Origin of the sequence: Mycobacterium sp. UM_WGJ, from assembly GCF_000455125.1 — a bacterium.
Taxonomy (GTDB): domain Bacteria; phylum Actinomycetota; class Actinomycetes; order Mycobacteriales; family Mycobacteriaceae; genus Mycobacterium.
In genome coordinates this window covers 342,539-355,315 of record NZ_AUWR01000008.1, presented here as the reverse complement: position 1 = coordinate 355,315, position 12,777 = coordinate 342,539, and the positions used below count along the sequence as shown (strand labels likewise).

Below are 12,777 nucleotides of genomic sequence, written 5' to 3'. Positions count from 1 at the left end.
GGCTGGGAGTCATGGGTGGGACGTTCGATCCCATCCATCATGGCCACCTGGTCGCCGCCAGTGAGGTCGCCGACCTGTTCGAGCTCGACGAGGTGGTCTTCGTGCCGACGGGCCAGCCGTGGCTCAAGGACCGTCGGGTCACCGCCGCGGAGGACCGTTACCTGATGACGGTGATCGCCACCGCGTCCAACCCGCGGTTCTCGGTGAGCCGCGCCGACATCGATCGCGGCGGTCCGACCTACACCAAAGACACCTTGCGTGACCTGCAGGAACAGAACCCGGACGCCGAGCTCTATTTCATCACCGGTGCGGACGCGCTGGCCACCATTCTGTCCTGGCAGGATTGGCCGGAGATGTTCGAGATGGCGCGGTTTGTGGGGGTGAGCCGGCCCGGTTACGAGCTCAACGGCGATCATCTCGCTGATGCGCTCGGCTCCCTGCCGCCGCACGCTTTGACGCTGGTCGAGGTGCCGGCGCTGGCGATCTCGTCTACCGATTGCCGCCGGCGCGCGGCAGAATCCCGCCCGATCTGGTACCTGGTACCAGACGGGGTGGTCCAGTACGTGTCCAAGCGCCGCCTCTACCAACCGACCCCCGGAGACCAACAATGACCGCGACACCCGAGGCCGTGCGGATGGCCACCGTGGCGGCCGGCGCCGCGTCCAACAAGCTGGCCGATGACGTCGTCGTGATCGATGTCTCAGCGCAACTGGTCATCACCGACTGCTTCGTCATCGCCTCGGCCTCCAACGAGCGCCAGGTCAACGCGATCGTCGACGAGGTCGAGGACAAGATGCGCCTGGCCGGCTATAAGCCGGCGCGCCGCGAGGGCACTCGGGAGGGGCGCTGGACTCTGCTGGACTACGTCGACATCGTGGTGCACATCCAGCACCAGGACGAGCGGGACTTCTACGCGCTGGACCGGCTGTGGAAGGACTGCCCGCTGGTGCCGGTGGACTTAGCGGACTCGGCCGCTGAGCCGACCCCCGAGGACGCGTCGTGAGGGTCCGCAGGCTGATCCTGCTGCGGCACGGCCAGACCGAGTTCAACGCCGGCAGCCGGATGCAGGGTCAGCTGGACACCGTTCTCAGCGACCTGGGTCGGGCGCAGGCGGAGGCGGCGGCAGAGGTGCTGCGCAAACGACACCCGCTGCTGATCGTGTCCTCGGATCTGTGGCGGGCCTACGACACCGCCACCGTGCTGGCCGAGCACAACGGGCTGCAGGTCCGAGTGGACACCAGGTTGCGGGAAACGCATCTGGGTGACTGGCAGGGGCTGACCCATGAAGAGGTCGACGCCGCCGCACCGGGCGCCCGGCTGGCTTGGCGTGACGACGCCCGATGGGCACCCCACGGCGGGGAGAGCCGCATCGATGTGGCCGAGCGCAGCGTTCCGTTGGTGCGCGAGTTGGTGGCAGGGGAGCCGGACTGGGGCAGAGCAGAGCACGCCGATCAGCCGGTGGTGCTGGTCGCCCACGGCGGGCTGATCGCCGCTCTGACAGCGGCGTTGCTGCGGCTGCCGGTAGAGAACTGGCCGGCACTGGGCGGGATGGCCAACGCCAGCTGGACCCAGCTCAGCGGATACTCCGAGGGAACCGATTCAGACCAGGACGACTTCGCCGATGTGCGATGGCGTCTTGACGTCTGGAACGCCTCCGCACAGGTGGCCAGCGATGTCCTCTGAACCGCGGAAGCCCGCGCAAGCCCGTCCCACCCTGCTGGTCTTCGCCGACTCGCTGTCCTATTACGGGCCCACCGGCGGGCTGCCCGCCGATGATCCGCGGATCTGGCCGAACATCGTTGCCAGCCAGTTGGACTGGGATGTCGAACTGATCGGTCGCATCGGCTGGACCAGCCGAGACGTCTGGTGGGCGTCCACCCAGGACCCGCGGGCGTGGGCGGCACTGCCGCGGGCCGGGGCGGTCATCTTCGCCACCAGCGGGATGGACTCACTGCCCTCGGTGTGGCCGACGGCCATGCGTGAATTGATCCGCTATGTGCGGCCGGCCTGGCTGCGGCGTTGGGTCCGCGACGGCTACGGCTGGCTGCAGCCCCGGCTCTCGCCGGTGGCGCGGGCGGCCCTACCTCCGCATCTCACCGTGGAATATCTCGAGATGACCAGGGGTGCAATAGATTTCAACAGGCCAGGCATTCCCATTGTGGCTTCGCTGCCGTCGGTGCACATCGCGGACACCTACGGCCGCGCCCACCAGGGACGGGAACCCACGGTGCGGGCAATCACGGCCTGGTCGCGGGAACATGATGTACCCCTGGTGGACCTGAAGGCCGCGGTGGGCGACGAGGTCATGAGCGGCCGCGCCAATCCGGACGGCATCCATTGGAATTTCGAGGCGCACCGGGCTGTCGCCGACCTGATGCTCAAGGCCCTGGGTGAGGCCGGCGTGCCCGGCCCGTTGGGGTGACCCCCGATGAGCGTCGTCGTCATCACCGACTCGTCGGCCTGCCTGCCTCTCGAGGTGCGTGACCGCTGGGGGATTCGCACGGTACCGCTGCACATCCTGCTCGACGGAGCCGATCTGCGCGACGGCGTCGACGACGTGCCCGCGGACATCTATGCGCGCGAGCGCGTCACCACATCCGGGGCGGGCCCGCAGGAGCTGGCGGAGGTCTACCGCACTGCGCTGGACTACAGCGCGGGCTCCGGGGTGGTGGCGGTGCACATTTCCTCGGCGCTGTCCGGGACGTTCGGCACCGCCGAGCAGGTAGCCGGCCAGATCGGTCCCGCCGTGCGGGTGATCGACTCGAAATCGGCCGCGATGGGCACCGGATTCGCGGTGTTGGCCGCGGCTCGAGCGGCCGCCGGCGGCGCCGACCTGCAAGGCGTCGCGGAAGCGGCGGACGCCGCCGTGCAGCGTGCTCACGCCTACATGGTGGTGCAGCGGCTGGACAACCTGCGGCGCAGCGGCCGGATCGGCAGCGCGGCGGCGTGGCTGGGAACCGCCCTGTCGCTCAAACCGCTGCTGGCGGTCGAGGATGGCAAGCTCGTTCTGGCGCAACGCATCCGCACCGTCAGCAAGGCCGTCGCGTCGATGATCGACCGGGTCTGTGATGTGGTCGGGGATCGCTCAGCGGCACTGGCGGTGCATCACGTCGCCAATCCGCAGGGGGCCCAGGAGGTCGCCGGTGCGCTGGCGGAGCGGTTGCCGGTCTGTGCGCCCGCGGTGATCACCAGCCTGTGCCCGACGTTGGCCCTGCACGTGGGCGCCGGTGCCGTCGCGGTGTGTGTCGATGTCGATCCGGGCGGGGCCTGAGCGCGTCGACCCCGGCCTGCCTACTGCGCGGGCGCCGCGAATCTGTCTGTGTCGGTGGACTCTTCACGCGGGGTGTGTGCCGCGATCCCGCGAACGTTCTTGTTGGGACCCCACGGCCGGACCACCTGCGGCCACCAGAACCACTTGCCCAACAACGTGGCGATCGACGGCATGAAGAACGCCCGGACCACGAAGGTATCCAGCAGCAAACCGATTGCCACGGTGGTGCCATACATGCCGATGGCCTTGAGATCACTGAAGAACATGATGCCCATGGTGGCGGCGAACACCATGCCCGCCGAGGTCACCACGCCGCCGCTGCCCGCCATCGCCCGTATGTAGCCGGTCTTGAGCCCCGCGTGTATCTCCTCCTCGAAGCGGGAGACCAGCAGCAGGTTGTAATCCGAGCCGACGGCCAGCAACACGATCACCGCCAGCACCAGTGTCACCCAATAGATGTGCTGGCCGAAAATGTGCTGCCAGATCAACACCGAGATGCCGAAAGACGCGGCGATAGAACTGGATGCGGTGCCGAGAATGACCGCTGCGGCCACCAGGCTTCGGGTGATCATCATCATGATCAAGAAGATCAGCGTGAGCGACGCCACGACCGCGATCATCAGGTCGTACTTGGCGCCGTTCTGCATGTCTTCATAGAGAGCGGCCATCCCGCCGATGTAGACCTTGGCGTCCGCCAACGACGACTGCTTCAGGGCTTCTTGGGCAGCGATCCGCTCCGGCTCGACCCGTTTGATGCCCTCCGCGGTCGCCGGATAGGTCTGGTGCGTGACGAAAAACCGTGCCGACTTGCCGTCCGGTGACATGAACAGCCGGAGACCGGTCTGGAAGTCCTTGTTGTCGAACGCCTCTGCGGGCAGGTAGAAGAAGTCGTCGTTCTTGGAGTCGTCGAAGCTCTGACCCATCATGATCTGGGTGTTGCTCAGGTCCTCCATCTGATCGATGAACGCCGAGAACGTCGAGTGCACCGTCAGCACCAGTCCGCGCATGATCCGCATGGTGTCGACCACGGCCGGCAGCAGTTCGACCGCCTGCGGCAGCAGGCGTGCCGTCTTGGTGATGTCGTCGGACAGGTAGTGCAACTGCTCGGCGAGTTGGTCGATGCCGTCGGTGGCGTCGAAGGTGTTGCGCAGCGCGTTGCACATCGGGATGTCGAAACAGTGCGGCTCCCAGTAGAAGTAGGAGCGCAGCGGGCGAAACTGATCGTCGAACTCCGCGATGTGGTCGCGGATCCGGTCGGAGACGTCCACCGTGTTTCGGGTGACCTCGGCCGTGTCGTCGAACGTGCGGTCGACCTCCTGGAGGTACCCGTACATCTGGATCAGCAACTCGATGTCCTTGTCGAGTTGCTGGGAGATGGTGTCGATGTCCTTGATCCGGTCCTTGAGCGTCTTCATGTTCTGGATCATCAGCTGGTTGGAGACGCTGAGTTGGAACGGTATCGAGCTGTGCTGCAGCGGAATCCCCAGCGGTCGGGTGATGTCCTGGATCATCCCGATCCCGACCACCCGCATGATGTTCTTGGCGACCCGGTCCAGCACCAGCATGTCGGCCGGATTGCGCATGTCGTGGTCGGATTCGACCATGGTGATGTCCGGCGCCATCCGGGCCGCCGAGAAGTGTTTCTCCGCAGCGGCATAGGCCACGTTGACCGGGGTGTCCTGGGGCAGATACTTGCGGTCGTCGTAACCGGGTTTGAACCCCGGCAGGGCGACCAGACCGATCAGGATGATGGCCAGGCTGGCCACCGCGATCGGCCCCGGCCAGCGCACCACCGACACGCCGGCCCGGCGCCAGAACCCGCCCGGCCTGGCTCTTTTGGGGTCAAGCAGGCCAAAGCTGGTGACCACCACCAGCATGGCAGGCCCCAGGGTGAGGGCGGCCGCGACCACCACGAGCATGCCTACCGAGACCGGAATGCCCATGGTGTGGAAGTAGGGCAGCCGGGTGAAATACAGCATCGCCGACGCCCCGGCGATGGTCAGACCCGAACCCAACACCACCGGCGTGACACTGCGCACGGTGGTGTAGTACGCATCGATCCGGTCCTCGCCGGCCAGCCGGGCTTCCCGGTACCGGCCGATGAGAAAGATGCCGTAGTCCGTGCCTGCTGCGATCGCGAGCATCACCATGATGTTGACCGCGAACGTGGTCAGGCCCATGACGTCGTTGTAGCCGAGGACCGCGACGACGCCGCGAGCACAGATCAGCTCGAGCAGGGTCAGAAACAGCTGGGTCAGCATCGCCGACACCGATCGGAAGACGATCAGCAGCATGATCGCGATCGCGCCGATGGTGAACAGGGTGATCTTGACCAGACTGGAGTCGCCGATCTGCCGCAGATCAGCAGTCAGCGCGGCCGGCCCGGCGACGTAGGCCTGAACCCCGGGCGGAGCTGGGGTGTCGTCGATGGCCTGCCGGACCGCGACGACCGAATCATTGGCCTCGGTCATGCCCTGGTTGCCGACCAGGTTGAGCATGATGTAGGCGGCCTTGGCGTCGGAGCTCTGCACGCCTGCCGCGGTCAGTCGGTCCCGCCAGAAGTCCTGGGCGTGTTCGACATGGGCTGTGTCGGCAACCAGCTTCGCGACGATCTCGTCGTAGTAATGGTGAGCGGCATCGCCGAGTTCTTCCTCGCCCACCACCACCATCATCACGGTGCTGTTGGATTTGTATTCCTGAAAGTTCTCACCGACCAGCTTGCTGGCGATCATCGACGGCGCATCGACGGGCGCGAGCGGCGCGGAGTGTTCCTCGGAGATGACTTCCAGCTGGGGCACAAGGACATTCACCAGCACCGTGAGGACGATCCAGATGATGATGATCGGCACCGCGAATATTCGCAGCATGTGCGCGAAGAACGGCCGCTTGACGTGCGGATCCTGCCGGCTGTCCAGCTGATCTTTGATCTTTTTGATCATCCGGACTTCACCAGGCAGAAGGTCTGGGCATTGAGGCCGGTGGCACGACGTTCGTCAAGCAGCCGTTCGTCGATCTTGATACGGCAGCCGATCTCACCGGTGTTGCCCTGCACGATCATGTTGGCCATCACGGCGGGCAGTACGGTGACCACCGTGTAGGTCCACGGCAGGGGCACGCCGGTGAGTTGATGGACGTTGGCCTCGGCGTCCCAGTAGTTGATGTCGGCGGTGGTACCCGGCGGCCCGAAGGCCTCGTAGGCCACGTATTTCGGGTTGAACTGGACGATTTCGATGCCGGCACCGGCGTGGGGATTGAGGTCTTCTGAGGCGAACACCTTGTGCAGTCGGCTGACGATCACACTCGAGATCGCGATGACCACGATGAAGACCAGTGGAATCCAATACCGTTTAAGCATGCCGGCGGCCGAGATTTTCGCCATCTCACCGCCTTCCGCCTGTCGATAATGCGGTTGAACGTCGGCGCTGGACGGTCTGTTCCCCCCGGCTTCGGCGGAAGCATCGATGGTTCCGCGAATCGCGCCCTTCGGCAGCATAACCTTCGCTTGGCTAAGGAACGCAAGATCCGCTGACTCGGCCCGGGCTGGCGCGCGGGCACCGACGTCCGCCTCGAGTTCAGCGCCAACGCTCAGACTTCAGTAGCATGGCCGCTGATGCACGCTCTGGGGAAAGTCGTCCGATTCGGTGCCGTGGTCATCGTGGCAGTGCTGATGCTGTCCGGGTGCAGCGGCAGGGGCGCGTCCGGCGCGTCCTCGCAGGAGGCATCGGCCCCTGAGGCGTCGTGGACTCGCCCCGACGCGCCGCCCGATCCGCAGACCCTGCTTCGCGCCGGTGACCTCGCGATCGCGCAAGTACCCAACAGCGTGTTGATCTTCATCGAGAGTCAGACCAGCGACGCCGGTACCTGGAAGGCCGGGGTGGTCACTCCAGACGGCACCGAACACCAGGTCAAGGTCGACTCTGATGGGGTGTCCGTGCTGGTCGGCCCCGACGCGACTGACGACAGCAACGCCGACAAGGCCAAGCGGCGCGCCAATGTGGCCGGCACCCATCTGGACTACCGCAGCGCCGTGGAGCGCGTACTGCGGGCAGTGCCCAACAGTTCGATCACCGAGCTGAGCCTGCTCGACATGAACGGCACGGTCATCTGGGAAGCCGACGTGTGGGACGACAACCTGGCCGAGCGAGACGTCAACGTCGACGCAGCGACGGGGGCGGTCACCGCCAACCGGCAGGTGTAGATTCGGCGCTCCGGCCGCTTAGAGCACGCCGGCGCGGCCCGTGATCGGGGGCAGATCGGCCAGCGTGACGATGCCCGGTTCCGCCGCGACCACCGCCGGCACCGCGTTGGTCACCGGCATCGCCGTGTAGATCGAGCCCAAACCGTTGAAATTCGGCTCGTTCCACTCCTTCGGCGGCAGGCAGTTGATGACGGTGCGCATATTGGGCAGCCCAAACACCTGGATGACGTGGCCGTGCGCCACCGGCTTGGGCGGGATGACCTGGTCGCCCATGATCCAGTTGAAGCCGACGCTGACCACGTTGTGATCGCCGACCCAGCCGCGGTGATAACCGAAGACGCTGCCGACGGTGCCCGCCGGGATCTTCATAAAGCCCAGATCGCTGTCGCCGGTCGCGGCAGTGAACTGCACATCGAAGGTGATGCGGTCCAACCGCGCGCCGATCGCATGGGCCATCATCGCCGCCGACTCGGCGAAGACTTCGCTTTCGCGACGGACGCTTTCGGCCAACCCGGGGGTGGCGGGATCCTGCGCGAAGCCCATCGCCGCCATGGTGGCCGCCGACTCGTAGGTCGAGCAGTCCACCGATTCGGTGATCCGGATTTCATCGACCCGCTCGCACGCCCCGGACAGCACCATTCCGACCATGTTGGTCAGCCCCGGGTGCGCGCCGCTGCCGAACATCGTCGAGTTGCCGGCCCGGCAGGCGTCCTCGATGCGTCTGCGGTCTTGCGCGCTCTGTTTGCCCCCGGTGATCCAGGCCGCCGTCGAGCACACGTTCACCCCGGCTTCCAGCAGCCGGACCAGTTCGTCGATGCTCGGCCACAGCGGGTTGTAACAGCACGCATCGGGCTTCAGTGCGATCAGGGCGTCGATGTCGTTGGTGGCGGTGATGCCGGTGGGTTCCGGCCAGCCGGCCAGCTCGGCGGCATCCACCCCGATCTTGTCCTTGCCGTGGGCGTAGACGCCGACCAGCTCCATGTCGGGCCTACCGATGATGGCGTGCAACGAGCGTTGCCCGATGTTTCCGGTGGTCCATTGAATGACGCGAAGCGGGCGGGTGGCAGCGGGCATCATGCTCCTCGGTGACGGGTGTATCCCACATTATTCGGGTGCGGTCCCCGAGCGTTTGTGGCAGCCTCGATCGACGTGACCGGCAAGGTATCGCCACCATTGACCCTGCGGACCGCCACCGATGACGATTGGGCAGCGATGGCAGTGCTGGGCGCTGTCGGCTTCGGTGAGGACTGGGACGCCGAGTCGATGGCCGCCTGGCGGACCCTGACCTCGCCCGACAGTTCCCTGGTAGTTTGCGACGGCGATGCGGTGGTCGGCATGTCGGGCTATTTGGATCTGGAGCTGACCGTGCCCGGCGGGGCGGTGCTGCCGGCGGCGGGGGTCAGCTACGTCGTGGTGGCTCCGACTCACCGCCGCCGCGGCGTGCTGCGAATGATGTATACCGAATTGCACAGGCGCATAGCCGATTCGGGTTATCCGATTGCGGCGTTGACGGCCAGCGAAGGCGGCATCTACGGGCGGTTCGGCTACGGTCCGGCGACGGTGGACCACGAGCTGACCATCGACCGGCGCTTCGCCCAGCTGCATCCCGACGCGCCCGACCCCGGCGGGGTACGGCTGGTCAAAGCGGCCGACAGCCGCGACGAGTTCGCGGTGATCTACCAGCGCTGGCGCCAGCGAGTCCCGGGCGGTTTGGCGCGCCCACTGGTGCTCTGGGATGACCTGCTCGCCGACCGGGAGAACACCCGCGAGGGCGGCACCGAATGGCTCGCGATGCTGCATCCCGACGGCTATGTGCTCTACCGCGTGCACGCCGGTGAGCCAAAGACGGTGCGAGTCGAGGAGTTCCGGGCGGTGACCCCGGAGGCACACGCCGCACTGTGGCGGGCGCTGCTCGGGTTGGACCTGATGGGGAAGATCGTCGTCGAGACCTACCCCGACGACTCCATGCCTTACCTGCTGACCGATACCCGGCTGGCCACCACCACTGGGCGTTCGGACGGTCTATGGCTGCGGATGATGGACATCCCCGCTGTGCTCATGGCCCGCCGCTACACCGTGGACCTGCCCGAGCTGTCCTTCGTCGTGGCGGTGCGTGACGGTTTCCGCAGCGATGGTGGGCGATTCGCGCTCACAATACGCAAGGGGGTCGCCGAGTGCGCCCCGACCGAGGCGGACACCGAGGTGGAGCTGGACCTGGATGTGCTGGGCAGCCTGTATTTCGGCGCGCACCGGGCATCGTCGCTTGCCAGAGCCGGCAGGCTACGGTGTCGCGACGATGCCCTGGTGCGTCGTCTGGATGCGGCGTTCGCCCACGACGTCGCCGCCCAAATCGGTTTCGGCTTTTAGGCTGCTACAGCTTCGCCAGGTCGTAGCTGCTCAGGTTGTCGATGAGCACGTGCAGCTGATCCTGCGACGAACCCAGGGTGTGGTCGATCGCGGTGAGCCGGGCCGCGTAGTGCCCGACCGGGTATTCCCAGGTCACCCCGATCCCGCCGTGCAACTGGATGGCCTCCTGAGCGATGTGGCGCCCGGACCGGCCGACCTGCAGCTTGGCGCGCGCCGCGATCACCGGGTCGTAGTTGCCGTCGGCGAGCGACATCGCCGCGTACATGCTCATGCTGCGGGCCAACTCCAGCGACACGTACATGTCGGCGGCACGCTGGGTCAGCGTCTGGAAGGTGTTGAGGGTGACCCCGAACTGCTTGCGTGTCTTGAGGTAGTCGGTGGTCAGCCGCAAGGCCTCTTCCATCGCGCCGACCGCCTCGGCGCACAGTGCCGAGGAGATGCGGATGACGGCGCGCTCGATGGCGGCCGAGGCATCGGTGGCCTCACCCAGCGCAGTGGCCGGGGCATCGGCGAAGTCGAGCTGGGCGCCGCGCTGGCCGTCGAAGGTCCGGTAGGGCTGACGGGCCACGCCGTCGGCGCTTGCCTCGACCAGGAACAGTCCGGTCCCGCCATCGGGCAATGCAGCGCTGACGACGAATGTGTCGGCGCGATCCCCGGTCAGCACCGGGTTCTTACGTCCGCTCAGCTGCCACGAATCACCTTGCGGCACCGCTGTGGTGGTCACCTTGCCTGCGGTTCCCCGCATACCCGGTTCGGTGTGGGCGAACGCCAGAATCCGCTCGCCTTCGGCGACGGTGTCGAGCAGCGCGCGCTGCTCGGCGGTGCCGCGCTCGGCGATCAGCGCGCCCGGCCCGAGTGCCCCGTGTACGACGGGCTCCGGCGCCACCCGCCGGCCGATCTCGGTGAGCACCACCATGATCTCCAGCGGGCCGGATTCCTGCGGGTCGAAACCCAGACCGAGAATCCCGGTGTCCGCCAGTTGCTTCCACACCTCCGGGTTGAATCCGGGATCGGCCTCGATGACCTTGTTACGGGTCTCAGTGTCATAGCCCGACAACATCGAACGGGTGGTGTCGCGCAGCAGAACCTGCTCGTCGCTGAGTTGGAAGTCCATAGCTGTCATACCTCCTAAAGGCCGAGAATGGTCGACGCGATGATGGTGCGCTGTACCTCGTTGCTGCCGCCGTAGATCGAAGTCTTGCGGTAGTTCAGGTACGTCGGTGCCGCATCCTGTGCCCAGGCGGGCGTGGCAATGCCGTCGCCTGCCTCGAAGGGCAGAACATCGGGACCGGCCAGCTCCACGAACAGCTCGGTGGCGGCCTGCTGCAGCTGGCTGCCCCGCAGCTTGAGCACCGATGACGCCGGGTTCGGCTTGCCGTCGGCGGAGTCGCTCGACACTCGCATCTGGGTGAGCTCGAGCGCCAGCAGATCGTTCTCGAGTTCGGCGACCCGGGCGGCGAACAACGGGTCGTCGAGGGCCCCCAACGCCTCGGCGCGCTGCTTGAGTTCGGCGACACGGACCTTGGTGCGGGTCACTCCGGCGATGCCGGTCCGCTCGTTGCCCAGCAGGAACTTCGCGTAGGTCCAGCCGTGGTTCTCCTCACCGACCAGCTGATCGGCGGGCACCCGCACGTCGGAGAAGAACACCTCGTTGACCTCGTAGCCGCCGTCGATCAGCTTGATCGGCCGCATGGTCACGCCCGGTGTGTCGACCCGGAATAGCAAAAAGGAGATGCCAGCCTGTTTCTTGGGTGCCTGCGGGTCGGTTCGCACCAGGCAGAAGATCCAGTCCGCGTACTGGCCGAGCGTGGTCCAGGTCTTCTGCCCGTTGACGATGTAGCTGTCGCCGTCACGCACCGCTGTGGTGCGCAGGCTTGCCAGGTCGGAGCCGGCTTCTGGCTCGGAGAAGCCTTGGCACCACCAGATGTCCAGGTTGGCGGTGGCGGGCAGGAAGCGTTCCTTGATCTCCTGGGAGCCGAATTCCGCGATGACCGGGCCGACCATCTTGGCGTTGAAGGTCAGCGGTTCGGGCACCGACGCCAGCTGCATCTCGTCGTGCCAGATCTGGTGCTGGGTCAGCGTCCAGTCCTTGCCGCCCCACTCGACCGGCCAGTTCGGTACCGCCAGGCCGTTGGCGTTGAGGATGCGCTGGGTGGTGACGATGTCGTCGGGAAAGTTCGAATGACCCAACCGGCTGCGTTCGCGAATGTCAGCCGGGATCTCGGTGGTGAAGAAGGTCCGCATTTCGTCGCGGAACGCTGCCTCCTCCGCGCTCAGTGCCAGTCTCACGTCGACCTCCCGGTTGGTTGGGTGAACTCACGGTTGGTATGCACCCTAATCGCCACTTCCGCGGCGGTTCGGGGGAGGGCGTAGCGTGCGCTTTTGTAGGCTGGACCGCATGAGACGGTGGCTCGTCGCGCTCTGTGTCCTGGTCTTGTCTCTCGTGTCGTGCTCGGCGGGGACCGCGGAGAAGCCCCAGTCGGACTCATCGCCGGGGGCCCGGCAGACACCGGCCCCGCGACCGCCCGCGCACATCGGCCAAACGCTGGACTTGATGCGCATCGGCGGGCAGAAGATCGCCGTGACGTTGACGGAGGTCATCGCACCGGCGACCGTCCCGAACGGCTGGGGCACGGCGGGCAAGACCTATCTCGCGACCAAGCTGCGGATCGAGAACGCCGGGACGACGACCATCGTCGGCAACAGCAACAGCGACGTCACGGTGGTGGGTTCTGACGACCAGAACTACCACGCCGATTTCGCCACCGTGACCGAGTGCAAGGACTTCGCCTACGGCTGGTTCCTGATCCCCGCCGGCTCGTCGAACACCGGTTGCGTGGTCTTCGCGCTGCCCACCGGGGTTACCGCGGCAAAGGTCCGCTATGCGCCGTCGTCGGGTATCTCCCAAGACGTCGGGGAGTGGCTGAATTCCTAGCGCCAC

13 protein-coding genes are annotated in these 12,777 nt (G+C 66.3%); 8 read left to right on the top strand and 5 right to left on the bottom strand.

What is annotated here, in order from left to right; all coding sequences use genetic code 11:
* Positions 1-2 precede the first annotated feature (2 nt).
* From nadD to N416_RS0103510, 5 genes are read left to right on the top strand one after another with little or no spacing between them, the layout of a single operon-like run.
* The gene (nadD, locus tag N416_RS0103530) at positions 3-611 is read left to right on the top strand and encodes a nicotinate-nucleotide adenylyltransferase (protein WP_255341875.1); all 609 of its coding nucleotides are present in this window, start codon (positions 3-5) and stop codon (positions 609-611) included.
* Positions 608-1,003: a ribosome silencing factor gene (gene rsfS / locus N416_RS0103525; RefSeq protein WP_024440753.1), complete on the top strand. Its 396-nt coding sequence runs from the start codon at positions 608-610 to the stop codon at positions 1,001-1,003. The genes nadD and rsfS overlap by 4 nt, the downstream gene beginning before the upstream one ends.
* Complete coding sequence (gene gpgP, locus N416_RS0103520; protein WP_024440752.1) at positions 1,000-1,683, top strand: glucosyl-3-phosphoglycerate phosphatase; 684 nt, start codon at positions 1,000-1,002, stop codon at positions 1,681-1,683. The genes rsfS and gpgP overlap by 4 nt, the downstream gene beginning before the upstream one ends.
* Complete coding sequence (gene octT, locus N416_RS0103515; protein WP_024440751.1) at positions 1,673-2,422, top strand: diglucosylglycerate octanoyltransferase; 750 nt, start codon at positions 1,673-1,675, stop codon at positions 2,420-2,422. The genes gpgP and octT overlap by 11 nt, the downstream gene beginning before the upstream one ends.
* Before the next feature lie 6 nt (positions 2,423-2,428).
* Positions 2,429-3,271 carry a DegV family protein gene (locus tag N416_RS0103510; RefSeq protein ID WP_024440750.1) on the top strand — a complete coding sequence of 281 codons (843 nt, stop codon included), beginning with the start codon at positions 2,429-2,431 and terminating at the stop codon, positions 3,269-3,271.
* 20 nt (positions 3,272-3,291) lie between these two features.
* Here the strand turns inward: N416_RS0103510 and N416_RS0103505 are convergent, their stop codons facing one another.
* Entirely contained in the window at positions 3,292-6,210 is a 2,919-nt protein-coding gene (locus tag N416_RS0103505) for an RND family transporter (protein WP_024440749.1), read from the bottom strand.
* Positions 6,207-6,650 carry an MmpS family transport accessory protein gene (locus N416_RS0103500; RefSeq protein WP_024440748.1) on the bottom strand — a complete coding sequence of 148 codons (444 nt, stop codon included), beginning with the start codon at positions 6,648-6,650 and terminating at the stop codon, positions 6,207-6,209. The genes N416_RS0103505 and N416_RS0103500 overlap by 4 nt, the downstream gene beginning before the upstream one ends.
* Before the next feature lie 231 nt (positions 6,651-6,881).
* Here N416_RS0103500 and N416_RS21265 point away from each other — a divergent pair, with 231 nt between their 5' ends.
* Positions 6,882-7,469, top strand: a complete 588-nt coding sequence (locus tag N416_RS21265) for a PepSY domain-containing protein (protein WP_024440747.1) — start codon at positions 6,882-6,884, stop codon at positions 7,467-7,469.
* Positions 7,470-7,487: 18 nt separating this feature from the next.
* On the opposite strand, the gene N416_RS0103490 is transcribed toward N416_RS21265, so the two are convergent.
* The gene (locus N416_RS0103490; RefSeq protein ID WP_024440746.1) at positions 7,488-8,546 is read right to left on the bottom strand and encodes a dihydrodipicolinate reductase; all 1,059 of its coding nucleotides are present in this window, start codon (positions 8,544-8,546) and stop codon (positions 7,488-7,490) included.
* 72 nt (positions 8,547-8,618) lie between these two features.
* Here N416_RS0103490 and N416_RS0103485 point away from each other — a divergent pair, with 72 nt between their 5' ends.
* The gene (locus tag N416_RS0103485) at positions 8,619-9,836 is read left to right on the top strand and encodes an enhanced intracellular survival protein Eis (RefSeq protein WP_036457172.1); all 1,218 of its coding nucleotides are present in this window, start codon (positions 8,619-8,621) and stop codon (positions 9,834-9,836) included.
* A 4-nt stretch (positions 9,837-9,840) separates the two neighbouring features.
* Here the strand turns inward: N416_RS0103485 and N416_RS0103480 are convergent, their stop codons facing one another.
* Both N416_RS0103480 and N416_RS0103475 read right to left on the bottom strand, forming a co-directional pair.
* Entirely contained in the window at positions 9,841-10,950 is a 1,110-nt protein-coding gene (locus N416_RS0103480) for an acyl-CoA dehydrogenase family protein (RefSeq protein WP_024440744.1), read from the bottom strand.
* A 14-nt stretch (positions 10,951-10,964) separates the two neighbouring features.
* The gene (locus tag N416_RS0103475) at positions 10,965-12,125 is read right to left on the bottom strand and encodes an acyl-CoA dehydrogenase family protein (protein WP_024440743.1); all 1,161 of its coding nucleotides are present in this window, start codon (positions 12,123-12,125) and stop codon (positions 10,965-10,967) included.
* Between the two features lie 109 nt (positions 12,126-12,234).
* On the opposite strand from N416_RS0103475, the gene N416_RS0103470 reads away from it, so the two are divergent.
* The gene (locus N416_RS0103470; RefSeq protein ID WP_036457069.1) at positions 12,235-12,771 is read left to right on the top strand and encodes a DUF4352 domain-containing protein; all 537 of its coding nucleotides are present in this window, start codon (positions 12,235-12,237) and stop codon (positions 12,769-12,771) included.
* The last annotated feature ends 6 nt before the right edge of the window (positions 12,772-12,777 follow it).

What these genes read in the sequence shown, in the direction of transcription:
- rsfS (WP_024440753.1), top strand. Translation starts at nt 608, where the DNA reads ATGACCGCGACACCCGAGGCCGTGCGGATGGCCACCGTGGCGGCCGGC.
- octT (WP_024440751.1), top strand. Translation starts at nt 1,673, where the DNA reads ATGTCCTCTGAACCGCGGAAGCCCGCGCAAGCCCGTCCCACCCTGCTG.
- N416_RS0103510 (WP_024440750.1), top strand. Translation starts at nt 2,429, where the DNA reads ATGAGCGTCGTCGTCATCACCGACTCGTCGGCCTGCCTGCCTCTCGAG.
- N416_RS0103505 (WP_024440749.1), bottom strand. Translation starts at nt 6,210, where the DNA reads ATGATCAAAAAGATCAAAGATCAGCTGGACAGCCGGCAGGATCCGCAC.
- N416_RS0103500 (WP_024440748.1), bottom strand. Translation starts at nt 6,650, where the DNA reads ATGGCGAAAATCTCGGCCGCCGGCATGCTTAAACGGTATTGGATTCCA.
- N416_RS21265 (WP_024440747.1), top strand. Translation starts at nt 6,882, where the DNA reads ATGCACGCTCTGGGGAAAGTCGTCCGATTCGGTGCCGTGGTCATCGTG.
- N416_RS0103490 (WP_024440746.1), bottom strand. Translation starts at nt 8,546, where the DNA reads ATGATGCCCGCTGCCACCCGCCCGCTTCGCGTCATTCAATGGACCACC.
- N416_RS0103480 (WP_024440744.1), bottom strand. Translation starts at nt 10,950, where the DNA reads ATGGACTTCCAACTCAGCGACGAGCAGGTTCTGCTGCGCGACACCACC.
- N416_RS0103470 (WP_036457069.1), top strand. Translation starts at nt 12,235, where the DNA reads ATGAGACGGTGGCTCGTCGCGCTCTGTGTCCTGGTCTTGTCTCTCGTG.